The following is a 25,643-nucleotide window of genomic DNA, read 5'->3' as shown; positions in this document are numbered from 1 at the left end:
GCGCTCAGCGGTCGGTCGGGGCGAGGGCCTGGACGCTTGGCGGTACGCGCTGGACGAGATCGCCATCGTTGAGGAAGCCGGCGCCGCTGGCCACCACCTGGGCGTCGGGTTTGAGACCGGAGATGATCTCGACCCGCTCCGCATCCCGCTCACCGACCTCGACCCGGGTCTGTGTGACGCGGTTGTCGGCGCCTACCAGGAAGACGTGGTTGAAGCCGTCGCGCATGGCCACTGCCTGGCGCGGCAGGGTCAAGCCGCGGGTCTTGCCCAGGGCGAAGTCGCCACGGGCGAACATGCCGGCCTTGAAGGCCGCCTCGGCGCCATTGCCGGCGCCGGCGGGCAGGTCCACATAGACGAGTGCGTTGCGGGTGGTGGTGTCTACGGTGGGGGCTACGGTGCGCACCGTGCCGGTGACCTGGCTGCCGCCCGGCGCGGTGATGCGCACCTTCTGGCCGGTCTGGACCTGGGACAGCTCGGCGGCGGGCACGTCGGCACGCCATTCCAGGCGATGCTGGCGGATCAGCCGGAACAGCTCCTGCCCCTGGGGCACCACGGCGCCGAGGGTGGCGGCCGGAGAACGGAAGGAGATCACACCGTCGTCACTGGCCAGTACCCGGGTGTGGCGCAGGCGCAGGTCGGCGGCGGCCAGGCTGGCTTTGGCGGCCTTTACCCGGGCGTCGGCGGCGGCCTCGGCGGTGAGGTATTGCTGGAGCTGCTGGGCGCTGAGGGCGCCAGTGCCATCCACGCTGCGGGCCCGGCCGGCGTTGCCGCGGGCTTCCTGCAGGGCGGCTTCGGCTTCGGCCAGGGAGGCGCGGGCCTGGGCCTGGTCGGCGGTGGGGATGTCGGCCGCAAACTCCGCCAGCAGCTCGCCACGCTTCACGCGGGTGCCGACGTTCACCTTCACGTCGATCAGGCGCAGGCCGCCGGATTCGGCTCCGAGGGAGGCCTCCTGCCAGGCGGCGATGCTGCCGTTGGCGGTCAGCCTGCGCTCCAGGTCACGGCTCTCGGGGGTGGCGACGGTGACCGTCAGGGCCGGTTTGGCCGGGTTGGACGCGGTGGCTGCCGGGGCTGCGGGAGCCTCCTCGCCGGAGGAGCAGGCGGCCAGGCAGGTGAGCCCGGCAAGGGCGAGGAGGGTGCGGCGGGCGGCGATCATCGGGCATCTCCGGAGAGGGCGGCTTGGGGTGAGGGGGAATTGGGGGGGGTGGGGGTCGTCCAGCCGCCACCGACGGCCCGGTACAGGGCCACCCAGGCGGCGACGCGCTCCTGCTCCCAGCCGGCCAAGGTGGTGTCGGCAGCGAGCAGGGTGCGACGGGATTCCTCAAGCTCCATCAGGCTGGCAAAGCCGGCGCGCTGGCGAGCCTCGGTGGCGGTAAAGGCTACCCGGTAGTCCCGGGCGGCGCGGCGCACGTCGGCTTCCCGGGTGGTGGCCGCGTCGAGGCGCACCAGGGCTTGCTCCACTTCGGCTACGGCGTCGCGCACCTTCTGGCGATAGCTGCTTTCGGCGGCGGCGTAGGCGGCCTCGGCGGCTTCGATCCGGGCACCGATGCGGCCTCCGTCAAGCAGGGGCATGGACAGGGTCGGGCCGATGGACCAGGTGGTGGCCGACATGCGGTCGCCGTTGGTGTTGAGGCGCAGAGGGGTGATGAAGCCGCTCAGGCTGAGGCGTGGGTAGCGGGCTGCCTGGGCGCTGCCGATGGCGGCGCTGGCGGCGGCCAGGTCGCGTTCGGCTGCAGCGACGTCAGGGCGCTGGTTGAGCACGCTGGCGGGCAGGGCTTCGAGGGCGAAGGCGGCGGGGCGGGGGAAGCGCCCACTGCCACGCTTGAGCTCGACACGCAGCGCGGGTTCGTCGAGGCCGGTGAGGGCCACCAAGGCCTTGATCTGTTGATCGCGTCCGGCGCGCAGCTCGGTCAGGGTGGCGGCCCCGTCTGCGGCGCTGGCGGCGGCCAGGGCCACCTGGGCGGGGGCGCTGAGGCCGGCGCTGCCAAGGGTGTCGATGAGGCGTGCGGTCTCGGCCCGGGAGGCGGCGTCGGCTTCGGCCTGGGCCACCCGGCGCTCCTGGAAGCGCAGCTGCAGGTAGGCGTTGGCGGTTTCGGCGGCCACCGACACGCGGGCCTCGTGCCAGCGAGCCGTGGTGGCGGCAAGGCGGGCTTCAGCGCCCTCCTGGTCGCGGGCGATACCGCCGAACAGATCGATCTCCCAGTTGGCCATGACAGAGGCCTGGCGGGTGGTCTGGAAGGTGGTGGGGGCGCCGAAGGTGAAGGCGGCGCGCTTGGCGGCCAGGCTGCCATCGAGGGTGGGCACTCCGGCCACGCCGGCGCGGACGGCGTCGGAGCGGGCTTCGGCGATGCGGGCGCGGGCCTGGGCCAGGGTGGCGCTCTGGGCCTGGGCCGCGTCGATAAGGCTGGACAGCGCCGGATCGTCGAGCTGGCGCCACCAGTCGGTGAGGGTGCCGAGCTGGCCGTTGTGGGGCAAGGGCGCGTGCCAGCCGGCGGGGGCGGCCAGGGGGGCGGGCTGGTAGTCGGGGCCGACCCGGGGCAGCAGGGAGCAGGCGGGCAGGGCCAGTAACAGGCCGAGAAGGTAAAGGTGGCGCATCAGGCGGGGTCTCTGGAGGTGTCGCGTCGGAGGGCTTCGGCATTGATCATGCCGGCCGCCCAGGTGGCCAGGCGTTCGGCCAGTGCATCGATGGATTCGGGTTGGGCGACCAGCTTGGGGCTGACCTGGTCCACCAGATCCTGGGCGACGAAGAAGTGCATGGCCATGCCGAGTACGGCGTGGGTCAGGCGTAGGGTGTCGGTGTCGGGGGCGTCCAGGCCGAGGCGCAGGCTGATCAGCTGGCTCATGTTGCGAAAGAGGTCGGCCAGATCGTCGTCCATCTCGGTGCCCATCACTCCGCTCGGTTCCACCAGTTCGCGGAAGTGCAGGCGTATCACCAGGCGGATCAGCGCGCCCTGCTTGAGGGGGTGCAGGAAGTTGAAAAAGAAGGCGGCAAGGGCCGCGTCGGGGTCGAGCTGGGCGGCGGCCGGGTCGGGCAGGCAGCCGCGTGCCTGCAGGATGTCTGGCGCGGCCGCGGTGTCGCAGAAGGACTCGCAGAACACCGCCCGGTACAGGCCAGGTTTGTCGCCGAAGTAGTAGCTGATCGACCCGAGGTTCACCTCCGCCGCATCGGCGATCTCGCGGGTGGAGGTCTTCTGGTAGCCCTTGTCGGCAAACAGCTGCAGCGCGGCTTTGAGTAGTCGCTGCCGCGCCTGCGTGCCGTCGCTGCGGGTCGGGGTGTGGCCGGGTGGGGGAGGAACATTCATGGGCCTTGCGCCGCCATGCACGGCGGGTTTAGTCAATCGACTGACTTAAATTAGTCGATTGACTGAAACTGGTCAAGGGTTTGATGGTGCAGGTCGGGTGGGGCGCAGGGCGCTTTTTGCTGGGATCGAGTCGCAAGAGGACAAAAATTGATCGTTTTGTGACTAATCGAAATGACCGGAACGGCCTAGCATGATGAATCGATTTTCCTGGAAACAATAGCCAATCGGAGTCATTTCCCATGAAAAGATTGATCAGATATCTCATGCCGCTGTCCTTGGTGGTTTCGTCCTCGGTGATGGCGGAGTCCTTTCAACTCCAGAGCGAGGACGTCGCGCCTGGAAAGCTCATGGGCAACGCCCAGGAATTCCAGGGGTTCGGTTGCAGCGGCGGCAACAGATCTCCCCAGCTTTCCTGGAGTGGGGCGCCCAAAGGTACCGAAGCCTTTGCCGTGTTCGTCTATGATCCCGACGCACCGACCGGTAGTGGGTGGTGGCATTGGCAGATGGTGAATATTCCGAAGGAGGTCACCAGCCTCGCCGCCGGGTCGGGTGACGCGGCAAAGGGCATGGCACCGACTGGCGCCCTGACCATCCGGAATGACTACGGTGTCACGGGCTTTGGCGGTGCGTGTCCGCCCAAGGGGCATGGCGTGCACCGCTATCAATTCACTGTTTTTGCCCTCCCCGGGAAACTCGATTTGCCGAAGGATGCGTCGCCGGCCCTGACCGGCTACATGGTCCGTGCCAGCGCGCTCGCGTCGAGCACCATCGAGGCTTTGTACAAACGGGATTGATGGCGCGGCCCCCGCCGGCGCATTGGATGAAGAGGCCATGAAAGCACTGATCGATCTTGCAAAGAAAATCGCGGAAGAGCACAGCCCTCTGCCGTACTCGGTCGTGTCATCACTCAAGGAGCAGCGCATCTCCAATGCGCCGGTCATCAAACCGCTGCTGATCTTCGTGCTCGCTGGCGTCAAGCAACTGGGAAAGGACGGAAAAATCGTGTGCCCCAGTGGGACCTTCCTGTTCCTGTCCAGTGCGCCCGATATCGACATGCGGAATGTCCCGGATGGTGAGTATTGCGCCTTGCTGGTCGAATTCGATCACAGTGACTTTGACCAGTTTCGGAACTGGTCTTCCGGGGGCCGTCCGGTTCATTTCCAGGGGGCCATCGACGGGATACTCGAGAAGGCTTTGCGGCAGCTCATCGAATTTCCGGCCTATGCGCCGCCGGCCTTGTGGAGCGCGAGAAAGCAGGAGTTGCTCCGGCTTCTGTATCTATTGGGCCATGAGCAGGTGGGCGCCATCGTCGAGCGCCCCGGCGTCAGCCATCGCCTGCACGACATGGTGATCGAAGATGTCCAGGCGAGCTGGACCATGCGTCGGTTCGCCAGCAGGATGGCCATCAGCGAGCCGACCCTGCGCCGGAAACTGAAGGTCGAAGGCATCGGCATGAAGACCATTGTCAGCCGGGCAAAGCTGGGCTTTGGCCTGCACCTCGTGCAGACGACACTTGAGCCGATTGGCCGCATAGCCGAGCGCTGCGGCTATGCCTCCCAATCGCGCTTCACCGACCGGTTCAAGGCCCTGTTCGGCGTCACGCCCACCGATCTTCGCAAGACCCGCTTCCAGGACTGACTCGGCTTGCAGGGCAGCCTCTACATCGACCGTCGCGACGACTACGGCAAGGACTACGCCTCTCCCGGCCCGGCGAACGAGGCGAGTCAGGCAGCGCCTTTACATAGTTTGTCCATCCGCTAACGGCACTTCACGGGGGGCGCACCGAGAATCCGTCCCATCGTGCAGGTTCTCCATCCGGGAGGGCCCACGCCAAACGGAGTCATCGTGAATACTTCCAGCCCATTGTGGAAAAAGCGTCTCGTCCTCAGCGCACTGGCCGTGATCCTGCCCCTGTCCGCCGTGGCGGATGGCCGTCATTCGGCGTCTTCCCTGCACGGACGTTGCGAAGGGCCGCCGCCCGTGGGGAACGTCGCCCTGTATCCGCATCATGAGATGGGGCGGCCGGGCATGATGCCGCACCTCCCCTTCCTTCATCGTATCGAGTTGAGTGAAGCGCAGCAGGACAAGGTCTTTGAGCTGATGACCGCCAACCTGCCCGCCGAGCGGGCCAAGGCCAAGCTTGCGCGCAAGGCCATGGACGATCTGCGCAAGCTGGGTGCGGCCGATACCTTTGATCCCATCAAAGCGCGGGAACTGGCGGCCACCCACAGTCAGGCCGTGGCGGATCTGCTGGTGATGCGGGCAGAGACCGAGGCCAAAGTGCGCGCGCTGCTCACAACCGAACAGCGCAGCAGGATCGATGCCGCCGAACGTGACGGTGGCGGGCGCTGCGCCCCGGCGAAGCGTTGGTAGGCCGGTGATCTGCCAGCACGGCCGCGGCATGTATGTTCGTCCACGCGGCCACCGGGCGCCTCGCTAGAGGGCAAGAGCGACCCCATCACCGGGCAGAGCCGTCGTCACTCTCCTGCCTGGCGCACCGCGATCATTCCATGTGGCAAGGGGCGCTAAGGAGGTAGCCGTAGGCCGTGAGGGCCTTCACTGGAAGGGGTTGCCCCACAAGCTGTCGGCGATCTCACGCTTGCTGACCTGGGCCTTGCTGCCGACCTTGACCCGACATGGCAGGAGCTTGAATGTGCGCCCTGTTTCAGGACAGGGTGATGGTCTTGCGTGCTTCGAGGGGCGGGTCTTTCTCGTCGGCCCACACCATCACCAACTCACCGCTGTCCCGGGCCGCGAAGGTGAATTCGATGTAGGGGTTCTGGGCGATGCTGATACCCGGTTCCCAGGTGAACAGCAGGGTCTGCCCGAGCCGGGCTTCGAACTTCCTGACGATGTTGCGCGGCCGCAGCCGGCCTGCTTCATCGCTGCGCAGGCCACTTTCCATCTGGTGCTCGATCTGGGCCCGCACGCGCACGATCTCGCCCCGGGCGGGTTTGGCGTTACTGACCCAGATGCGGGGTGGTTTTGCCATTCGAAAGGCCTCCTTACATGCCGCAGCCGCTGGCTGCGACGGTGATGGCCTGGCGGGCCACGAGCACTTTGCCATCACTCATCCGGGCCAGGGCGTGGAGGGTCTGGCTCTGGCTAAGGCGAAGGCGCACGGCGGCTTCGGCGGTGCCTGCGGCCGGTGAAAAGCTGAAGCGGCAGGCCAGGGGTGAGGGGTTGAGCTCGGCCAGCACGATGAGCTCCTTGCAGTAATGGCTTTCCGTGATCGGCAGGGTCACCCACACATGCACGGGGACTGCGCCGGGGTTGTCGGCGAGCACCGGCAGTTCCATCTTGAGGCCGCTCTCAAGCGGCCTGGCTGTGCCCACAAACTCACCCATGGCTCGCTTGAACTCGGCCGGGTTGGGGGCCAGGGGGTTGGCAGGGGGCGGCCTGGACTGGGCCCGGGCGGGGCCGCTGGGCAGCATCAGGGCGCCGCCCAGTGCCGCGCTGCCGGTTACGAAATCACGTCGTTTCATGGTGTGGGTCCGCTCAGATGGCCAGGAAATCGCTGAATTTCTCTTTGATCCAGGCGAAGTCTTCCTTGACGAGGTCTTCGGTGCGGACGTCCATGTCGATCTGGGTCTGGATGACCTTGCCCGAGGCGGGGTCGACTTCGTACTCGAACTTGACCGAGATTTCCTCCTGGGGCTCGGCATTGACCATCATGTAGCACAGGTTGTCAGGCAGGCGTGCGAGCACTTCCTTGCCGGAGACGCGCTCGGCGATGTTCTGGGCCACGATGCGACCGACGTAGTTGGCCACATGGCCGCTCTTCGGGTAGTGGCCGAACTGGTCGGAGATGGCGCCCATCAGGTCACCGACGAAGTACACGCTGTCGTCGCTATGGGCGTGGAAGAGGCGCGGGTGCATGTCGGCCCAGCCGGTGGGCTTGCCGTTGGCGTCCTTGCCGATCAGGTCGGCCTGCCACACCATTTCGGCGGCCTGGTGGGGTGGCATCAGAATCGCGTCGTCGAACCTGAACTCGCCGGCGCTGGTCTTGATGCGCTTGTTGAACGGGTCCAGCTCCTGCACCCGGGCGTTGGGCACGTGGGTGATGATGTCCGGGTAGAGCTCGCGGAAAGCGGTCTGGTAGCCCATGTGGATGGGGGCGACCTTCGGCTTCGGATCGAGGATCAGGATCTTGCCCGGGATGCGGTTCTTCTTGATGTGCCAGGCGATCAGACAGGCCCGCTCATAAGGCGAAGGCGGGCAGCGATGGGGTGGCGGGGGCAAGGTCATGACCAGGGTACCGCCCTTGAATGCCTGGACCTTGCGCTTCAGGGCGAACATCTCGGCGTTGGGGATGTAGGCCGACGGGAAATGGGTGCGGGTGTGGTCGATGGCCCGCTGATCGTTGCCGAACCAGGCCTCGTAGGCATTGCGGATGCCGCCGGAAAGGATCAGGAAGTCATACTCGATCAGGCCGTGGGCTGTGCGCACCAGCTTGCGATCGCGCTCGAAGCCCGTCACCTCGGTCTGCAGCAGGGTGTAGCCGTAGCGGTTGGCCGGGCGCTGCATGTCGTGATTCACGAAATCCGTGTTCACGATGTCGATCAACCACTTGTTGCTCATGGGGCCGGACCAGAAGGTGGGGTTGCGTTCCAGCAGCACCACGTCGGAATTCGGGATGAGCTCGCGCAGGTAGCGCGCCGCGGTCATGCCGCCCCAGCCGCCACCACAGATGACGATGCGCGGTTTCTTGCCCTCGCGGGGCAGGATGCGCGAGGCGGGGGTGAGGATGGCGGGGGCGGCCAGCGACTGCAGCGGCGCGCTGCCCAGGCCCAGGGCGAGGGCCATGGCCGGCGGGGTGATCAGGAAGTTGCGACGATTCATGGTGTATGCCCCCTCTGTGAGTGGATCGAATTTTCGGCCGTCAGGCCGATGTGGCAGCCCAGCAGGATGCCGAGACAGGCCGGAATGCTGGCCAGGGCCAGGGTAGACAGGCCGGAGAGACCCTGGCCGATGGAGCAGCCCACCGCCAGTACGCCACCAAAACCCATCAGGCTGCCGCCGGTCAGGGATGCCAGCAGGCGTTGCGGGCTGTCGAAGCCGGCCAGCCTGAAGGAACGGGTGATCAGGGCGACGCTGCCGGCACCGGCCAGTGTGCCCAGCACGATCATCGGCCCCAGGTTCAGGTCACGCCCGACGGCCAGCTGCAGATACAGAAAACTCTCGGCCACCGGACCGATGAAGCTCAGGGAGCTGGGGGCTGCCGGATCGAAAGGGTCCACATCCACATGGGAGGTGAGCCACCAGCCCAGCGCCACCAGTGCGCCGATCAGGCTGGCGGCGGCGGCCTCCCGCGGGGCCTGGCGCAGGCCCGGGGGGCGCAGCGCAAACCACAGCAGCAGGGCGATCGGCAGCAGCGCCGCGAGCAGGGCGGCCGGTGTGGCGCCCACCCCCGCCAGTTGTAGTTGCGCCGGCAGGGTGGCGGCTTCCAGCTGGACTTGTCCGACGCCCTGGAGTGCCTGGCGCAGCGGCGCGAGGACGCCGGTTAGGGTGGCCTGGGCGGCCAGGCCGAGGCTGGCCAGCACGACCAGGGAACGCAGGTTGCCGCCGGCCAGCAACACCAGGGCGCGGGCACCACAACCGCGTGCCAGTACCATGCCGAGCCCGAACAGGGTTCCACCCGCCAGCACCGCCGGAAGCGCAAAGCTGCTGCGGACAACCTGGGCCCGGGCCGGTTCGATCTCCTGCAGCCAGGCCAGCCCCTGGGTGGCGGCGATGGCGACGGCCAGCGCCAGGGCCCAGGCGCGTAGGGCCAGGCCAGCGCCCTGCTGGTCGCGGGCCTGGCGAAGGCCCCGGAGGAGGCAGAAGTCACCGAGACGCGCGGCTATCCCAAACACGCATCCGAGTATGAAGCCGGCCCCCAGTAGCGTCATCATCAGGCGCCCCAGGTGTCGGTGCAGATCGCGGCGTACCAGCTCGCGCCGTAGGCTGCTTCATCCGCCCGGAAAGCGGCCTCCGCATCGCTGGGGCTGACGCCGCCGGAGCCTGGCACCTCGATGATCCGCCCGTCCTCGGCCCGGTACACCCCCGCCACGGAGATTCCGTAACCGGGGCCGATCAGGCTGTAGCAGGTGTTGGCGTAGAAGGCGGCCGGCGGAGCCCGGCCCAGCAGGTCGGCGGCAATGGTGGCCGCGGCCAGCTTGGCCTGGGTGTTGGCCACAAAGGCTGACTTGGGCATCGGCGCGGCCAGCGTGGCGTCGCCCAGGGCGTAGATACCGGCCACCTGCCGGGTCTCGAAGCTCTCGGCCTTGACTGGCACCCAGCCGCTGGCGTCCACCACGCCGGCCCGTTCGGCAATGAAGCCGGCCTTCTGGGGCGGAATCACGTTGAGCACGGCGGCTTTGTGTACCTGGCCAAAGGCGGTTTCTACCGTCAGCGCCTTGGCATCCACTCGCGTCACCCGGCCATCGTCGGCGAGCCCGACCCACTCGATCATGTCGCCGTACAGGGCCTTCCAGCCCTGCAGGAACAGCCCCTTCTTGGAGAAGTTGTCCTTGGCGTCGAGGAGGAGGATCTTGGAACGGGGTTTGTGCTGCTTGAAGTAATGGGCCACCATCGCCGCCCGCTCATAGGGCCCCGGGGGGCAGCGGAAGGGGTTGTCCGGAATGACCATGACGAAGCTGCCGCCGTCGGCCATGGCTTCCATCTGCCGGCGCAGGAGCTGGGTCTGCAGGCCGGCCTTCCAGGCGTGGGGCGCGAGTAGCGCGGCGGCCTCGTCGTAGCCCGGCAGGGCATCCCAACGCATGTCTACGCCGGGGGACAGCACCAGCCGGTCCCAGCCTAGGGTCTGCCCCGTGGATAGGCGGAGGGTGCGCCGGCTGGCGTCCACGTCGTCGGCCCGGGCATGGATGACGTCGATCCCGGCACCGCGCAGGCCTTCGAAGCCGTGGCCGAGGCTGTCCCAGCTGCGCAGGCCGGCCAGGTAGAGGTTCGAGAAGGGGCAGGTATGAAAGCGCGGGGCGGGCTCGATCAACGTGACCTGCAACTGCGGCGCATGCCGTTTCAGGTAGCGGGCCGCCGTGGCCCCGCCAAAGCCCCCACCGACGATCACCACCCGTGCCGATCCGGCCCCCGCCCGCACCATGGCGGGCAGCGCAAGGCTCGCCCCGCCCGCCGCCAGGCTGCCCAGCACCCGCCGGCGTGTTGGCCCGGTCATTGCGTTCCGCCCTGGGCGAACCACTTCGCCAGCGCCTCGATCTGGTGGGTGTCGTGGCCTTTCATCAGGCGCGTCATGACGCTGCCCGGTGCATCACGGCCGTCGCGAAACGCCAGCAGACGGGCCCGGAGGTAGCCCTCGTCCAGCCCGCGAATGCCCGGGATGGCGCCCTGAGCGCGCCCATCCGGGCCGTGGCAGTTCACACAGCCCCCGGCCAGGACGGCAGCCGTCGTTGCGGGAAGCTCGGCCCCCCGTGCGGGCCCTGCAAGCACCAGGCCCAGGCCGGCGAGAGAAAGGAGTACGGGAGCGACAAGGGAAGGGGGCAGCACCTGGGACCTTTGAAGAGTAGACAAGCCCCCCCTTTCAGGAGGCATGCCGGCGCCCGATGGCGTGGGTGCTGGGCATCTGACTGCCTGCTGCCGGCATGGCGCGGGTGGGGGACGGCGTCGATTGTACCAACGAAGCCGGCCCTCGGCCGGTGGCGGGGTCAGGGCGCCAGGCGCTGCCGCGCCAGTGAGCCGCAGCTGCGGGGAAGCCTTGTGCCGCCATGTCCGGCAAATTTATCCTGCTTTCCTCGGTTGCTCTCTCTGAAACCGGCGCAAACCCAATGGTGGCGGAGGTTTGCACATCCTTGGCCGGGTGACCCGACGGGCGAAGCGAAAAGTAACTCCGGATGCACCGACGGCGGCTGGAGGGGCCGTGGGGTCGAATTTATTCGACCTGTTCACTCCAATCACCGGCGAGCCGCTGACCAAAGTCCGTGGTCGAATAAATTCGACCCCACGGGAGACGCCACGGAGCCTCAAGCGCTATTGAATGAGACCTCGTTGTAACCCTGCGATGCTTTGGATGAATCAAGGTTGGGGCGTCGCTCTCAGTTTGCCTTACGGCGGCGGCGGGCAATGCCCATGGCTGCAAGACCAAGCCCTGCAAGTGCTGGTGTGGGAGGGATTGCGACGGTTCCCATGTCACCAGCAAGAATGCCCACGCCAGCTTCGGTTTCATAGGCCCAGCGAAGGAGCGACTGAGTGTCAGTCCCTTCGTGAAACTGCACCCAGCCGAAGTGATCTGCACCTCCTAGCTCAAAGCGAACGCCATAGATACAAGTACTGCCGATATCGCAACCGGGGACGAAGTTGTCTGTGTAGGCGACGAAGTTATTGATCCAGTCGCTGTCTTGATTAATCAGTGTTCCTGCTGACAGATTGGTGCCTTTGGGGAAAACATTGAGGCCGCTTGCACCAACCATACTGGCTTCGTCAGACATGAAGTGGAAGTCACCATGATCCGTTAGCGTGAAATAACTTGGCAGCGAAGGGAACATGGTGCCATGCGGGTATGTTTGGTCGGACGTCATGTCCCAGCTGATGTTCTCGAATTGAGTGACTTCAGAAATTCCAGATGGAATGAATCCAACAACGTAGGCTTGTGCAGTGATCGATGCGGACATAAGCGCGATTGTTGTGAGGGCTTTTTTCATGGGATGCACTCTGTAGAAAGAAAAGGGGGTGCATATTCCCATTCGCTTGACTTTAGTCCCTCAAGTATCAGTTGGCTGTCGTGTTCTTATTCACATTGACTGTAAGTTGTGGTCTGAGCCGCTAATTCGGGTCCTTATCCTCTGTTGCCGGGTGGCTAGTTGGTAGAACGAAAAAAATTGGTAGTGGGCCTTTGTGATGATTTGTGAATCAATCAGGGCGCCAGGCGCTGCCGCGTCCAGCTGCCGTCGTCGGCGGGCCGGTAGGTGATGCGGTCGTGCAGCCGTGAGCTGCGCCCTTGCCAGAACTCCCAGTAGTCGGGGACCAGTCGGTAGCCGCCCCAATGGGGGGGCCTGGGCGGGGTGAGACCGAAGCGCAGGCCGTACTCGGCCGCACGGGCGACGATGGTGCCGCGGCCAGGGATGGGCTGGCTCTGTTCGGAGGCCCAGGCGCCGATGCGGTGGGTGAGGGGGCGGCTGGCGAAATAGGTGTCGGACTCCTCGGCCGAGACTTTCTCCACCCGGCCTTCGATGCGGACCACGCGCTCCAGCTCGACCCAGTGGAACTGCAGGGCGGCGAAGGGGTGGACGTCGAGTTCGTGGCCCTTGCGGCTGGCGTAGTTGGTGTACCAGACGATGCCGCGGGTGTCGTAGCCCTTGATCAGCACGACCCGGGTGGACGGGCGGCCGTCGGCACCAACGGTGGCAACGGTCATGGCGTTGGGCTCGGGGAGCTGCTGGGCCAGCGCTTCGTTGAGCCAGTTGCCAAACTGGGCCAGCGGGTCGGTGGCCACGTCGTCCACGTCGAGGCTGCCGCGCTCGTAGGATTTGCGAAGATCGGCGAGATTGGGGGCGTCGCTCATGCACGCTGCTCCGGGAGACGGTGATGCCCGCTCGGACCGCTGCCCGGACGCAGGGTTTCAAATTCGCTCGCCGGCACCGCCCGGGAAAACAGGAAGCCCTGGGCGTAGTCGCAGCCGATCTGGCGCAGCAGTTCGCGCTGCAGTTCGGTCTCGACCCCTTCGGCCACCACTCTCAGGCCGAGCTTGTGGGCCATCACGACGATGGCCTCGCACAGGGCGAAGTCGGCGCTGTCGGGGGCCAGGTTGCGGGTGAAGGACTGGTCGATCTTGAGGATGTCGATGTCGAATTTCTTGAGATAGGACAGGGATGAGTAGCCGGTGCCGAAATCGTCGATGGCCACGCCGATACCGGCGTCGCGGAAGCGCAGCAGGGTGTCGCGGATACCCGGATCAGTGCCCATCAGCAGGCCTTCGGTGATCTCGATGACCAGGTTGCTGCCGGGCAGGCCGGCGGATTGCAGGGTGTCGATCCAGCGCAGGAAGGTCTGTTCGCCGGAGTTGAACTGCACAGGTGAAATGTTGATGCTGACCTGGAAGTCGGCGCCGAGGGTGCTGCGCCAGCGCAGGGTCTGGCCGAGCACCTGCTCGAACACCCATTCGCCGAGCTCGTGAATGATGCCGGTATCTTCGGCGATGGGGATGAAGGTGGCCGGGCTGACGAAGCCCTGGGTGACGTGGTTCCAGCGGATCAGGGCTTCGGCCTTGATGATGCGGCCGCTGTCGAGTTCGACGATGGGCTGGTAGTAGACCTCCATCTGCCCGGCCTCCAGGGCTCGCCGCAGTTCGCCGGCCAGGCGCACACGTTGCTCGGCGCTCTCCTGAAGGGCCCGGGTGAAGAAGCGGAAGCAGCCGCGACCGGCGTCCTTGGCCAGGTACATGGCCTGGTCGGCGTGCTTGATGAGCTCGCTGATGCCGGTGCCATCGGCAGGGTAGAGGGCGATGCCGATGCTGGCCGAGACGAAGTGCTCGTGGTCGTTGAGGGCGAAGGGGGAGGAGAGGCGCTCGATGACGTCCTGGGCGATGCGCCCGATGTCGGTGCCGCCCTGCAGCTCCGAAAGGATCACCATGAACTCGTCGCCCCCCAGGCGTGCCACCGTGTCGTAGTCGCGCACGCTCTGGCGGATGCGGCTGGCGGCTTCGACGAGGAGCAGGTCGCCGGTCTCGTGGCCCTGGGTTTCATTCACCTCCTTGAAACGGTCCAGGTCGATGAAGAGCAGGCCGATCACGGTCTCGTCGCGCTGGGCCTTTTTGATCTCCCGCTCCAGGCGGTCGTTGAAGAGGCGGCGGTTGGGCAGCTGGGTGAGGTGGTCGTAGTTGGCCTGGGTCCAGATCAGGTTGTCGGCCTTCTTTTTCTCGGTGATGTCCGAGAAGAGGATGACACGCCGGTGTACAGCGCCGTCGTCGCGGAAGACGGTGCTGACGGTGATCCAGGCGATGAAGTCGCTGCCATCGGCCCGCCGGCTGCACACCTCGCCCTGCCAGCGACCACTGGCTTTCACGGATGCCCACAGATCGCGGTAGGAGTCGTCGTCAAGCTGGTCACTCTGGAGCAGGCGGGGCTCGCGGCCGGCCATTTCGTCCTGGGTGTAGCCGGTGATCTCGCTGAAGGCCGGGTTGATGGTCAGTACGCGGTTGTCGGCGTCGGTGATCATCACCGCTTCGGAGGTGTTGGCGAAGACGGTGGCGGCCAGGTGCAGCTGTTCTTCGGCCATCACCCGCTCGGTGATGTCCCGGTTGGTGCCGCGGGTGCCCAGAAAGCGCCCGCGCACGTCGATGACCGGCTGGCAGACGTGCTCGATCCAGCGCTCCGATCCATCCCGGGCGAGGATGCGGAAGGGGGTGAGGTGGTGGCCGCCGGGCGTGACCCCCTTTTCGTCGTGGCCGAGCCAGATGGGGAGATCTTCCGGGTGAATGATCTTGCGCATCAGATCCGGGTCGCCGATGAAGTCCACCGGGCCGTAGCCCGACACCTCCAGGCAGGCCGGGGAGATGTAGAGATAGAAACCGTGGGGATCGACCCAGTATTCCCAGTTGGGGGAGTACTCGGCCAGGATGCGGTACTTTTCCTTGCTCTCTGCGAGGGCTTCGTTGGCCTCCTGCACCGAGGCCATGCGCTGGTCCACCAGGTCTTCAAGGGAGCGCTGCAGGCGGCTGAGGTCCAGGTGGGTGCGCACCCTGGCGCGTACCTCGTCGATGTCGAAGGGTTTGGTGATGTAGTCGGCGGCGCCGATGGTGAAGCCCTGGACCTTGTCCACCACGCTGTCCACCACGGTCACGAACATCACCGGAATGCGGCTGCCTTCCGGGCTGGCCTTGATGCGCCGGCACACCTCGTAGCCATCCATCTCCGGCATGACGATGTCAAGCAGCACGAGGTCGGGGGGATGGGAGCCGGTGACCAGCTCCAGGGCCTTGGCGCCGTTGGCGGCCACCATGATGCGGTATTCGTCCTGCAGGGCGGTGGCCAGGCCGTGGAGGTTCTCGGGGATGTCATCCACCAGCAGCAGGGCCGGCTTGTCCTGGCGCAGCAGGGCTTCGGCGCCCTGCCCGACGGCGCTGCGCCGGCGGTGGCGGCGCAGTTCGAGCTGGTTGCTGACGCGCAGCAGCAGTAGCTCGGGGTTGATGGGCTTGGTTACGTAGTCGGCGGCGCCCAGGCGCAGGCCGACGGCCTCGTCGGCGGTCTCGGCCAGTGCCGTGACGAAGATCACCGGGATGTCGGCGGTGGCCGGGTCGGACTTGAGCTGATGCAGCACCTCGTAGCCGTCCATGCCGGGCATGCGGATGTCGAGCAGGATCAGGTCGGGGGCCGGCTGTCGGGTGGCCAGCTCCAGGGCCTTGGGGCCGTTGGTGGCGACGATGACCGCGAAGTCGGTGCGCAGGATGCCGACCAGGATGTGCAGGTTTTCGCTGACGTCATCGACAACGAGAATCCGTGGTTTGGCCTTGTCCAGTGTATGGGTGTCGCTCATGTTCGTCCGACCAGTTGCGTGTTCAGGTCATTCAGCAGGGCCAGGGCTTCGTCGATCTCGAACAGATCGATCTTCTCGGCCACGTCCCGGATCAGATTCTGCAGCAGGTTGTCGCCGACACCGCTGCGCAGTTCGGCCAGGGTGACCTGGGCAGCGCCGAGGTCGGTCTCCAGCAGCGCCTGCAGGCGGCTCACCCGCAGGGCGATCTCACTGTCGTTGAGCAGCGCCGCAGCGCCAGGCTCCGCTCCTGCAGGGGTCGCCAGGCTGTCGATATCCTTCATCACCTGCTCCAGCAGGCGGCCCATCAGGGTCAGGGCTTCGGCGTCGGGTGGGCTGCTGTGCTTGAGTGTTGCATCGATTCCGGTGATGCAGGCAAACAGCGCTTCAGCACCGATATTGCCACACACGCCCTTGAGGGCGTGGCAGTACTCCTCGGCGCGCTGCAATGCGCCCTCGGCAATCAGGGCCGTGAGCCGGGCGGGGGCGTCGGCGTAGCGTGTCCGGAAGCGCCGAAGCTGCTTGCGGTAGGCCTCGCTGTCGCCACCGATGCGGTGCACGCCCTGGGCACTGTCCAGGCTGTCGAGGCGGCGCAGGTCGTCGGGCAGGGCCGCCTGGTGGCGGCCGGGGGTGGCCGGGGCAACGGGGATTTGCAGCCAGCGCGCCAGGGCCGTCTGCAGGCGTTCGGGGGAGACGGGCTTGGTGATGTGGTCATTCATGCCGGCGGCCAGACTCTGCTGTTCGTCCCGGGCCATGGCCAGGGCGGTCATGGCGATGATCGGGAGCTTGCGGAAGCGCTCACCGCTGGCCCGCTCGCCGAGGGCCCGGATGCGTCGGCTGGCTTCCAGGCCATCCATCACCGGCATGTGGATGTCCATCAGTACGGCGTCGTAGTTGCGGGCCTGGACCAGGGCCAGGGCTTCCTGGCCGTTCACGGCGCAATCTACCTGGGTGTTCATGCGGAGCAGGAGTTCGGTGGCGAATTCGCGGTTGATCTCGTTGTCCTCCACCAGCAGCAGACGGGCGCCGCGGAAGTCGCAGATACCGTTGCGCAGGGTTTCGCCAGCCTGCTCCTCGAAAAGCCGGCCGCGCCCCAGGCTGGTGAGCAGGGTGTCGAGGAGGATGGACGGGGACACCGGCTTGACCAAAAAGCCGGTGACACCGGCCTGTTCGGCGGCCCGGATCACGTCCTCGCGGCCGTAGGCGGTGACCATGATGACCTTCGGCTTGGGCTGGATGGCCGGGTTGGCGTGGATGCGCCGGGTCACTTCGTCACCGTTCATGGGGGGCATGCGCCAGTCCATCAGGACGATGTCGAAGGGGTGCCCGGCGGTGTCCTGCAGCATGCCCATGGCGCTGGCGCCGTTGGAGGCGACGGCGACGTTCAGGTGGAAGAAGCGCAGCATCTCGGCGAGGATTTCGCGGGACACTTCGTTGTCGTCCACCACCAGGATGCGGATGTCCCGCAGCAGGGGGCTGGCCTGTTCGACCCGCTCGTGCCGGTCGGCGCGGGCGTCCCGGGCGATCTGCAGGCGTACCGTGCAGCACACTGTGGTGCCGCGGCCGGGGTAGGATTCCTCGATCCACAGGCGGCCGCCCATCAGTTCGGCCAGGTGCTTGCTGATGGCCAGGCCCAGCCCGGTGCCGCCGAAGCGTCGGGTGGTGGTCTGGTCGGCCTGGGTGAATTTCTGGAACAGGCGCTGGACCAGTTCCGGCGCCATGCCAATGCCTGTATCGCGTACGGAGAAGTGCAGCATCAGCTCATCATCGGTGCTGGACAGGCTGTGGAAGGCCAGCTCCACCTCGCCTTTCTCGGTGAATTTGATGGCGTTGCTGCACAGGTTGAGCATGATCTGGCCAAGGCGCAGGGGGTCGCCCACCAGCACCGGCGGCAGGGTCACGTCGTAACGGATCAGGAACTCGATGCCCTTCTGCTCGGCCTGCAGGCCGATGGAGTCCTTGAGCTGCTCAAGCACGCTGTCGAGGCCAAATTCGATGGACTCGACCTCCAGTTTGCCGGCCTCGATCTTCGAGAAGTCGAGGATGTCGTTGATGATGCCGAGCAGGGAGTGGGCGGCGCCCTGGGCCTTGGACAGGTAGTTGTGCAGGCTGGGGCTGAGTTCGGCATTGAGGGCCAGGTAGAGCATGCCGATGATGGCGTTCATCGGGGTGCGGATCTCGTGGCTCATGGTGGCCAGGAAGTCCGATTTCATGCGCGAGGCCTCTTCCGCCAGGGTCTTGGCGTGGATCATCTCTTCCAGCGCGTCCCGCTCGGCGGTGATGTCCTCGATCACCCCGACCATGCCGCTGCTGGGGTCGGCCGGGTCCACCACCCGCTGCGACAGGCGCACCCAGAAACGGTGGCCGTCCCGGGTCTGCACAGGCATGTCGCGGCGCAGGGTTTCGCCCCGGGCCAGGCGTTCGGCGCCTTCGTCATGGGTGTCGGTGAGGGCTGTGTCGGGGTCGGCCAGCCAGATGCGGGCGGGCTGCCCGACCTGTTCACCGGGGGCGTAGCCGAAGAGCTCGTCCAGGCGCCGGTTGCTGCGCACGATCAGGCCGTCACGCAGCAGCACGATGCCGACGCTGGCCGAGTCGAACAGGGCCTGCAGCTCGGCGGTACGTTCGGCCACCCGCTGCTCCAGGCCTTCATTGATGGCTTTGAGTTGGCTTTCGTTGTCGGACAGGCGCTGGTTGGTGGTGAGCAGGGCGTGGTTGCGCTCCTCGATGGTCGTCAGCATGTCGTTGAAGACAGTCACCAGGGTGCCGATCTCGTCCTTGTCCTCGGCACCGGCACGGACGCTGTAGTCCTTGCTGCTGGAGATCGTCTGCATGGTGCGGGTCAGGCGTTCGATGGGGCCGGAGATGATGCGCTGCCAACGGGTGGCCACCAGTAGGGTCAGGGCCGCGGTGGCCGCGGCGATCAGGCCGGCGAAGAGCAGGTAATTGCGCCACAGCAGGTCCAGCTCGTGCAGGCTGGCGCGGATGTAAACGGTGCCGATGGGCACGCCGCCCTCCATCACCGGCTCGCTCAGGGTCAGGTAGCCGTCGTCGATGTCGGCGCGGCTCTCGTTGCCGTGCAGAGGCGGAAAGCTGAAGGGCCGTTCCTCTCCGCTGTCGTAGCGGGCAAACACCTTGCCATCGGCGTCATACAGGCAGGCGGCCGTGACCGGCCGCTTCACCTTGAGGGCGCCCAGGGTTTCGATGGCGACCTTGTCGTCGTTGAAAATCAGGGCAGCAGTGCTGCGGTCGGCGATGATGCGGGCGAGGGAGGAGAGGTCGCGTATCAGCTCGTCCTTGACGCGCATCCGTTCGTAGATGATGAAACCGGTGGCCTGGAGTAGCAGGGCGGCGAGGCTGGTGATGACGATGATCATCACCAGCTTGGTCTTGATCTGCATGCCGTCGAAGAGTGCGCGCATGGGCCTCGGGTTTCGTGGTCAGGGCACGGTGCGCGCCAGCTCCAGGAGCTTGGCGCTGATCCGCAGGTTGGCACTGCGGGCCGCATCGGGGTTGATCTCGAGCTTGATCTTGCCGCCCTCCGGGTAGAGCCCGACGATGCCGCCGCCGCGGGCAAAGCCGTCCTGATCGCTGACCGTCAGCACGGCCTGACCGCGCAGGCGAGCCTGCAGCTCGGGCCAGCGTCGTTCGGGGCGGCCCACGTAGAGCACCTGGCACTGGGCCGGTTCAAAGCTGCCGTCGCTGTCGATCTTGAGGGGGCGCTCCTTGACCTGCTTGCCGGCCAGGTCGGCAAGCAGCAGAGTGACACCGTCGTTGCCGGCCACGCACAAGTGCAGAGCGTCGGTGGGCAGGCTTGGCCAGTCGACGAACTTGATGATGTGGAAGACGTAGGCGGCCTTGATCTTGGCTTCGAGTTCGCCTGAAGTGGCCTGGGCCGGCGTCGGGCCGACTGCGGCCAGTGCGGCGAGCCCGCACTGGAGCAGGCCGCGCAGGAGGGGGGGGCGCAGGCGCGGGGCACGGCGCTTCATCGGTGCGGGGGCATGGGGCCGCTCAGTAGCGGATGTCCACGCCAACGAAGGCGTTGAGGCCCGGATCGCGAAAATCGAAGGGCATGCGGTATTGCCGGTCGGTGAGGTTGTTCAGATCCAGGGTCAGGCGGACCTCATGCCGGGTATTGTGGACCAGATCCTTGTACAGCCGGGCGTTGACCAGCCCGAAGTGGCCGAAGCCCTGCCTGCCGGCGCGGGAGGTGCTGTCGTAGTAGCGCCCGACCCAGTGGTAGTAGGCCACTGCGTGGAGGTCGCCGGGCAGGCGCAGGGACACGCCGGCATTGGCCAGTTCGGCCGGCGCGAAGGGAATCTCGGTGCCGTTGTGGTCGACATTGCTCGGGTCTTTGACCCGGGTGTGGGTGCGGGTCAGGTTGGCGAACAGGCTGAGCGTGGTCGAGGGGTTGTAGCGTGCATCCAGCTCGAAGCCCAGGGCCCGGGCGCTGCCGGCGTTTTCGGAGCGGACCTGAGAGGGGGTGGCGCTGATGATGTTGGTGACGATGGCGTCGCCGAGGGTGTTGAGAAAGCCGCGCAGGTCGATGGCCAGCTCCCGGCTCGGCTGCCAGGCCATGCCCAGGTCGCGGCCGATGCCGCTCTCCGGTTTGAGGCCGGGGTTGGGCAGCTCCCCGCTGATGTTCGTTGACGAGATGGTGCCGCCGATCTGCTTGGCCACCGGGGCCATGAAACTGGAGCCGGCATTGGCGTAGAAGGCCAGCCCGGGGGACAGCTTGTAGCGGGTGCCCAGGCTCCACAGGTTCTTGCTCCAGCTGGCGGCGCTGGTGGCCGGGGTGTTGCCGCCGAGGCGTGCGTAGTCGTGCTGGAGGGTGTTGCGCCGGAGGCCGCCGCGCAGGATCCACTGATCGAGCTGGACCTTCTCTTGGATGAAATAGCCGGTGGAGCGGGCCTGGGCGCGGTTCTCGGCCGATACACCCCCGGCCGGGCTGCGCACGTCGGTTTCGTAATCGACCCATTGGGCGTCCACCCCGAGGGTCAGTAGTGCTGCGCCCTGCCCGTGGCGGTGGCTGAGGGTCAGGTCGGCGGGGCGGATGGTCTGGCGGGTGTTCTCGCGGTTCACCAGGGCCAGGCTGGTCGGGTAGTCGTCGTTGGCAAAGTTTCGGTCGTAGCGCCGTTCGCCGTATTTGAACTGGAGGTGCCAGTCGGTGGCGAAGGCGTTGTTGTAGGCGAAGTTGAGGGTGTCGTAGTGGTGCTCGAAATCCCGGTTGGGGCGGCCCATGTTGCCCTGGTGGAAGGTGCGCTGGTAGAACACGGACAAGGTGTGGTCCGGGCGGTCGAGGGCGTAGTTGAGTTTGAGGAAGAACTTGTCCTTCTCGTAGTGCGGTGACTGGGTGGTTTGCAGCCAGGAGCCGGGCATGCCGTAGGGGGTGTAGTCGGCGCGCTCGTGGCCGGCGCTGAGGATGTAGCCAAGCTGTCCGGCATTGCTCTGGGTATAGGCGCTGCCACGGTAGCTGCCCCAGCTGCCCGCACCGGCACTGAAGCGGGTCAGCGGGGTGTCGATGCGGTTCTTGAGGACGAAGTTGGTGGTGCCGGCGAGGGGCGTCTGGTTGCCTACGAAGTCCATCGACAGGTAGTTGGAATACAGCACCGAGGCTGGCCCCTTGTGTACCTCGACGCGCTCGATGGCGGCACTGTCCAGGCTCATGGCGTCTACAAAGGCGTCGATGGGCAGGCCGTCGAGCAGGTAGCTGTTGTATTTGGGGCCCAGCCCGGCATACGACCCCCAGTTGGCATCATTGCGTGACAGTACGTTAACGAACTGCCCAGAAGTGTGACGCAGCAGTTCGGCCAGATTGCGGTTGGGGCTGGGGATATGCTCGATTTCCTCGCTGCGCAGGACGACAATGCGCTGGGTCACCGTATCCGCCGACTGCTCCAGCTTGGTGTCCGTCACCACCAGGTTACCCAGCTGCTCCAGACTGGTGACTTCCACAAAGCCGGCCAGGGGCAGACTCTCAAGGGGGAGGCCGTCCCGGGGCGGGGTTTCCGCCGCGGCGAGGGTGGGTGCCAGCAGCAGGACTGAGGCGATACGAGGGGTCTTCATCCTTGCGATCACGGCCTGGAGCAGGCCTTCGGGAGAGCTGAGGGTGTATAGAAACAAAATGTGACAATAAGCCCTCAAATCTTATCCGGGTATGAAATGAAGATCAAACGGGCGTTTCGGCGTGGCCTGGAGGGGCTTGCTGGGTTTGCTGTGCTGACGGGGTCTGTTGCAGCCACCGCTGCCGATGTACTGCCATCGTGTTTCGGCGAGGCCCAGCCCCTGGTGGTCTCCAGCCAGATGCCCTACGCCCTGGTGACCCTCGCCGGGCGACAGGGCTATTTCGTGCTGGATTTTGGTGCCACCTTCAGTACCGTGGTGCCCGAAGCCTTTTTCGGCCCGCTCAAGCCGCGTCCATTGCCGGGGCTGACCGATACCTATGCCGACTTCAACTTCTTCGGCAGCTGGGGCCGGGTGCGTCTGCCGGCGGGGGGCGCATCCGGCCTGAGCGGCAGCGTGCCCCAGGCGGGCATCATCGGTACCGACTTCCTGGCCGCCCACATCTACACCGTGGATTACCCGCAAGGGCGCCTCCACAGGGCTGGGCGGGGGCGCTTCTGTTCCGATGAAGCCCTGCGTGAGGAGGGCTTTGCGGCCCTCAGTACCCGGGACTATTACGCCGAAGGTCCAGACCGGCTCACCTGCCCCCGGGCAGGCAGCCCGGCCTGCCCCAACGTACCGGCGGTGCCGGTGCGTATCGGCCCGGTAGAGGCGGTGGCCCAGCTCGATACCGGGTACGATGACAGCGCCCAACCTCTGTCGGTGAATATCAATGTGGCGCTCTTTGACGCCCTGCTGAAGGCTGGCGTCCGTCTCCAGCCGCGGCCGGAGATCGCCCTGCAGCTCACTACCTGCCAGCCCGGGGTGACTGAGACGGTGGATGCCTGGCAGCTGCCCCCGGGGAGCGCGTTGGGCTTGGTCGGAACGTCGGGCCGGGTGGTGCGCCGCGAGCCTGGGGTGACCCTGTTCGTCAAGCGCACGCCGCCCGCGGCGCGGGTGTGCGGCGGTATTGGTACCTGGCCGCAGCCGGCGGCCCAGCTGGGGGCATCCTTCTTTGTTGGTGGGGTGCTTGTCGTCGATCCCTTCTCGGCGCGGGTGTGGTTTCGCGAGTCCACCCCCGCTTCCTCTCCCTTATCCGAGCGTGACCGCCCATGAGCTTCAAGCAGATCAAGACCTGGCAGTGGATTCTGGTGGCCGTGGCCCTGGTGTTCGTCGCCGACTGGGCCATCACACGGCCAGATTCCCGGGCGCGGGCGCTCAATGCCGTCCTTGAGGCTACCGCCAGCCCCGCGCTGAAAGCCTACCCCTACCCCTTCCGGGTACTGCGCGTTCAGGAGGACGGCATGGCGGTGATGGGCACGCCGCGCAACTTCGATGTGCCGGCGCGCCGTGTGATCGCTGCGCTCTACCCCGACATCGATGTGAGCAATGCCAACAACCCGGCCTTCGTGGAGGCTCAGCAGACCCTCGCCGCCCGTCAGTCCGAAGCACGAGCCATTGTCGAAGCCCAGCCCGGCATCAAGGGCGTCCAGTGGACGCTTGACCGGGCGTGGCTGGGGGCCAGGGGCATTGACCTGCCGCCCCCCTAGTCAGTCGTGATGCAGCGGCAGCTCAGCCCATGGCCATGCGGCGGGCACAGAGCTCGGCCAGGGTGGCCAGGCCCCGATCGATGTCGGCCTCGCTGGCGTGGCTGAAGTTGAGTCGCAGGGTGCCGCTGGCGGCCGGGTCGTCCGGGTAGAAGGCCTCTCCGGGCATGAAGGCCACCCCCGCCGCGATGGCTTCTGACAGCAGGGTCCGGGTGTCGGTGGGCTTGTGCAGTCGGACCCAGAAGAACAGCCCGCCGGCCGGCGTCTCCCAGCTGGCCAGCGCACCGAAGTGACGCTGCAGCGCGGCTGCAAACAGATCCCGCTTGTGGCGGTAGAAGTCCACCAGCCGAGCCATGCGTGCCGGCCGTTCGGCCGACTCAAGCTGCTGCAGCACCAGCCACTGGCTGAGACGGTTGCTGTGCAGGTCGGCCGCCTGCTTGAGCCGCACCAGGTAGGGAAAGAGCTCCGCCGAGGCGCTCAGGAAGCCCAGGCGCAGCCCTGGCGCCAGGCTCTTGGAGAAAGAGCCCTGGTAGATCCACGGGCTGCGCTTCATGCCCGCCACCACCGGGCGGCGGGCGCAGGTGTCGTACACCAGGTCGCGATAGGGGTCGTCCTCGAACAGGGGCACACCGGCGCCGTCGCAGGCTTCGGCCAGGGTGTCCCGCTCGGCGGCGGTGTAGCAGCGCCCGGTGGGGTTCTGGAAGGTGGGAATGGCGTAGGCGAAGGCCGGCCGGGTGGGGCCGAAGCCCTGTCCGGGCAGAGTCTCGGGGGTGAAGGGCAAAAAGCGCGCACCAAAGAAGCGGAACACTTGCAGGGCGGCCAGATAGGTGGGTGATTCCACTGCCACCGGCGTGCCTGCATCGATGAACAGCTTGCCCACCAGATCGATGCCCTGCTGGGAGCCGGACAGCACCATCACCCGCTCTGGCGCACTGTCCATGCCCAGGGCTGCGAGTTCCTCGGCGATGCGTGTGCGCAGAGCCGTGTCGCCCTCGCTGGCACCGTACTGCAGGGCGCTGTCGGGCGCCTCCAGACCCAGCGTCGGAAAGGTCTCGGCGGCCGGAAGCCCGCCGGCAAAGGAGATCATGCCGGGCCGTTCCACTACCGCCAGGATCTCCCGGATCGGCGACGGGTGCAGATCGCTGACCCGGGCAGAGAGGGAGAGGGCGTGGTGGGGGCTGAGGCCTGCGGACATGAGGGGTCTCCTGATTGCGTGAAGGGATGTAAGTCAATAATATTGACCTATAAATCCTGCTCTTCATTGCAAATAAAGTCAATATGATTGACCTAAATCGTCAGGCGGAGCTGCGCCAGGCCATCGAGCTCCTGTTCCATGCCTATCGCGCCTTTACTGCGCCCCCCGACCGCATCCTGGAAGCCCGTGGTCTGGGCCGGGTGCATCACCGGGTCCTGTATTTCGTGGCGCGCAGCCCGGGCACCACGGTGACCGCCCTGCTGGGGGTGCTGGGAGTCAGCAAGCAGGCCCTCAACGCCCCCTTGCGCCAGCTGGTCGAAGCCGGACTGGTGAATTCCCGTGCCGGCACCCAGGACAAGCGCAGCCGTCACCTCAGCCTTACCGACGCTGGTGCCGCCCTCGAAGCCGAACTGTCCGGCACCCAGATGGCCCTGCTGGAGCAGGTGTTCACCGCCGCCGGCCCGGGCGCCGAGCAGGCCTGGCGGGCGCTCATGGGGAAGCTCTGCGCCCCCGGGTAAGGCAAAGGTTCGCGACGTTCTTGTGGGGGCGCATGAACTCGACCCCACGACTCCTCCCGTCACCCGTGGCAAGGTATCGCTACGGTCGGGCCTTCTTGATACCCATCAATGCTCTCCGGAGTACGACGTCCTACTGTGGCGCCGTATCCCCAAGGAGCCTGTGATGGACCGATCCCTGTTGATTCACGTGACCGTTCTGCTGGGCCTGACCGCGCTGGCGGTCACCTCCGCTCCGGCTGCAGAGCCCGATCCGGCCCGCCAGAAAGACCTGATCCACCTGGTCCGCCAGGACTGTGGCTCCTGCCACGGCATGCGTCTGGCCGGTGGCCTGGGCCCCTCCCTGCTGCCCGAGAAGCTGGCCGATTGGCCGGATGAGTCCCTGGTCGCCACCATCCTCCATGGCCGCCCCGGCACCGCCATGCCTGGTTGGCTGCGTTTCATGAACGAAGCCGAGGCGGGCTGGATCGTCTCCCAGCTCAAGCAGGGCTTTCCGGCCCTCCCCTGA

At 66.5% G+C, this 25,643-nt stretch carries 23 protein-coding genes; 7 read left to right on the top strand and 16 right to left on the bottom strand.

What is annotated here, in order from left to right; translation table 11 throughout:
* Positions 1-4: 4 nt before the first annotated feature.
* The 3 genes from PHI64_RS03435 to PHI64_RS03425 are packed head-to-tail and all read right to left on the bottom strand — an operon-like array spanning position 5 to position 3,299.
* A complete protein-coding gene (locus PHI64_RS03435; protein ID WP_299878613.1) occupies positions 5-1,153 on the bottom strand; it encodes an efflux RND transporter periplasmic adaptor subunit in 1,149 nt (382 codons plus the stop codon).
* Positions 1,150-2,592, bottom strand: a complete 1,443-nt coding sequence (locus tag PHI64_RS03430) for an efflux transporter outer membrane subunit (RefSeq protein ID WP_299878610.1) — start codon at positions 2,590-2,592, stop codon at positions 1,150-1,152. The genes PHI64_RS03435 and PHI64_RS03430 overlap by 4 nt, the downstream gene beginning before the upstream one ends.
* On the bottom strand, positions 2,592-3,299 hold the full coding sequence (locus PHI64_RS03425; RefSeq protein WP_299878607.1) for a CerR family C-terminal domain-containing protein: 708 nt from the start codon (positions 3,297-3,299) through the stop codon (positions 2,592-2,594). Before PHI64_RS03425 ends, PHI64_RS03430 begins: the two co-directional genes overlap by 1 nt.
* Before the next feature lie 263 nt (positions 3,300-3,562).
* Between PHI64_RS03425 and PHI64_RS03420 the strand changes: the two genes are divergently transcribed.
* The 3 genes from PHI64_RS03420 to PHI64_RS03410 all read left to right on the top strand — a co-directional run bounded on the left by PHI64_RS03420 (position 3,563) and on the right by PHI64_RS03410 (position 5,672).
* Positions 3,563-4,093, top strand: coding sequence for a YbhB/YbcL family Raf kinase inhibitor-like protein (locus PHI64_RS03420; protein ID WP_299878605.1), 531 nt, complete (start codon positions 3,563-3,565; stop codon positions 4,091-4,093).
* Between the two features lie 37 nt (positions 4,094-4,130).
* On the top strand, positions 4,131-4,937 hold the full coding sequence (locus PHI64_RS03415; RefSeq protein ID WP_299878602.1) for an AraC family transcriptional regulator: 807 nt from the start codon (positions 4,131-4,133) through the stop codon (positions 4,935-4,937).
* 207 nt (positions 4,938-5,144) lie between these two features.
* Positions 5,145-5,672: a Spy/CpxP family protein refolding chaperone gene (locus PHI64_RS03410; RefSeq protein ID WP_299878600.1), complete on the top strand. Its 528-nt coding sequence runs from the start codon at positions 5,145-5,147 to the stop codon at positions 5,670-5,672.
* A gap of 292 nt (positions 5,673-5,964) precedes the next feature.
* On the opposite strand, the gene PHI64_RS03405 is transcribed toward PHI64_RS03410, so the two are convergent.
* The 12 genes from PHI64_RS03405 to PHI64_RS03350 all read right to left on the bottom strand — a co-directional run bounded on the left by PHI64_RS03405 (position 5,965) and on the right by PHI64_RS03350 (position 21,842).
* Positions 5,965-6,291, bottom strand: a complete 327-nt coding sequence (locus tag PHI64_RS03405; RefSeq protein ID WP_299878597.1) for a thiosulfate oxidation carrier complex protein SoxZ — start codon at positions 6,289-6,291, stop codon at positions 5,965-5,967.
* 13 nt (positions 6,292-6,304) lie between these two features.
* Entirely contained in the window at positions 6,305-6,784 is a 480-nt protein-coding gene (locus PHI64_RS03400) for a thiosulfate oxidation carrier protein SoxY (RefSeq protein WP_299878595.1), read from the bottom strand.
* Positions 6,785-6,797: 13 nt separating this feature from the next.
* The gene (locus tag PHI64_RS03395) at positions 6,798-8,141 is read right to left on the bottom strand and encodes an FAD/NAD(P)-binding oxidoreductase (protein ID WP_299878593.1); all 1,344 of its coding nucleotides are present in this window, start codon (positions 8,139-8,141) and stop codon (positions 6,798-6,800) included.
* Positions 8,138-9,193 carry a YeeE/YedE family protein gene (locus PHI64_RS03390; RefSeq protein ID WP_299878590.1) on the bottom strand — a complete coding sequence of 352 codons (1,056 nt, stop codon included), beginning with the start codon at positions 9,191-9,193 and terminating at the stop codon, positions 8,138-8,140. Before PHI64_RS03390 ends, PHI64_RS03395 begins: the two co-directional genes overlap by 4 nt.
* Positions 9,193-10,473: an NAD(P)/FAD-dependent oxidoreductase gene (locus PHI64_RS03385; RefSeq protein WP_299878587.1), complete on the bottom strand. Its 1,281-nt coding sequence runs from the start codon at positions 10,471-10,473 to the stop codon at positions 9,193-9,195. The genes PHI64_RS03390 and PHI64_RS03385 overlap by 1 nt, the downstream gene beginning before the upstream one ends.
* Positions 10,470-10,802, bottom strand: a complete 333-nt coding sequence (locus PHI64_RS03380) for a c-type cytochrome (RefSeq protein WP_299878584.1) — start codon at positions 10,800-10,802, stop codon at positions 10,470-10,472. The genes PHI64_RS03385 and PHI64_RS03380 overlap by 4 nt, the downstream gene beginning before the upstream one ends.
* A gap of 545 nt (positions 10,803-11,347) precedes the next feature.
* Positions 11,348-11,953 carry a hypothetical protein gene (locus PHI64_RS03375; protein ID WP_299878581.1) on the bottom strand — a complete coding sequence of 202 codons (606 nt, stop codon included), beginning with the start codon at positions 11,951-11,953 and terminating at the stop codon, positions 11,348-11,350.
* Between the two features lie 212 nt (positions 11,954-12,165).
* Entirely contained in the window at positions 12,166-12,813 is a 648-nt protein-coding gene (pdxH, locus tag PHI64_RS03370) for a pyridoxamine 5'-phosphate oxidase (RefSeq protein ID WP_299878578.1), read from the bottom strand.
* Positions 12,810-15,782: an EAL domain-containing protein gene (locus PHI64_RS03365; protein ID WP_299878575.1), complete on the bottom strand. Its 2,973-nt coding sequence runs from the start codon at positions 15,780-15,782 to the stop codon at positions 12,810-12,812. Before PHI64_RS03365 ends, pdxH begins: the two co-directional genes overlap by 4 nt.
* Complete coding sequence (locus PHI64_RS03360; RefSeq protein ID WP_299878572.1) at positions 15,779-19,198, bottom strand: response regulator; 3,420 nt, start codon at positions 19,196-19,198, stop codon at positions 15,779-15,781. Before PHI64_RS03360 ends, PHI64_RS03365 begins: the two co-directional genes overlap by 4 nt.
* 18 nt (positions 19,199-19,216) lie before the next feature.
* Positions 19,217-19,765 carry a YfiR family protein gene (locus PHI64_RS03355; RefSeq protein WP_299878569.1) on the bottom strand — a complete coding sequence of 183 codons (549 nt, stop codon included), beginning with the start codon at positions 19,763-19,765 and terminating at the stop codon, positions 19,217-19,219.
* Between the two features lie 22 nt (positions 19,766-19,787).
* Positions 19,788-21,842 carry a TonB-dependent receptor gene (locus PHI64_RS03350; RefSeq protein WP_299878566.1) on the bottom strand — a complete coding sequence of 685 codons (2,055 nt, stop codon included), beginning with the start codon at positions 21,840-21,842 and terminating at the stop codon, positions 19,788-19,790.
* A 96-nt stretch (positions 21,843-21,938) separates the two neighbouring features.
* Between PHI64_RS03350 and PHI64_RS03345 the strand changes: the two genes are divergently transcribed.
* Both PHI64_RS03345 and PHI64_RS03340 read left to right on the top strand, forming a co-directional pair.
* Positions 21,939-22,994 (top strand): hypothetical protein, encoded by a 1,056-nt coding sequence (locus PHI64_RS03345; protein WP_299878563.1) that lies wholly within the window; start codon positions 21,939-21,941, stop codon positions 22,992-22,994.
* On the top strand, positions 22,991-23,428 hold the full coding sequence (locus PHI64_RS03340) for a hypothetical protein (RefSeq protein ID WP_299878560.1): 438 nt from the start codon (positions 22,991-22,993) through the stop codon (positions 23,426-23,428). The genes PHI64_RS03345 and PHI64_RS03340 overlap by 4 nt, the downstream gene beginning before the upstream one ends.
* 22 nt (positions 23,429-23,450) lie before the next feature.
* Here the strand turns inward: PHI64_RS03340 and PHI64_RS03335 are convergent, their stop codons facing one another.
* Positions 23,451-24,620 (bottom strand): PLP-dependent aminotransferase family protein, encoded by a 1,170-nt coding sequence (locus PHI64_RS03335; RefSeq protein ID WP_299878556.1) that lies wholly within the window; start codon positions 24,618-24,620, stop codon positions 23,451-23,453.
* 83 nt (positions 24,621-24,703) lie between these two features.
* Between PHI64_RS03335 and PHI64_RS03330 the strand changes: the two genes are divergently transcribed.
* Positions 24,704-25,138: a MarR family transcriptional regulator gene (locus PHI64_RS03330; RefSeq protein ID WP_299878553.1), complete on the top strand. Its 435-nt coding sequence runs from the start codon at positions 24,704-24,706 to the stop codon at positions 25,136-25,138.
* A 163-nt stretch (positions 25,139-25,301) separates the two neighbouring features.
* A complete protein-coding gene (locus tag PHI64_RS03325) occupies positions 25,302-25,643 on the top strand; it encodes a cytochrome c (protein ID WP_299878550.1) in 342 nt (113 codons plus the stop codon).

It is taken from the genome of Zoogloea sp., from assembly GCF_028689785.1.
GTDB lineage: Bacteria > Pseudomonadota > Gammaproteobacteria > Burkholderiales > Rhodocyclaceae > Zoogloea.
This window is presented reverse-complemented; position numbering and strand designations above follow the sequence as displayed.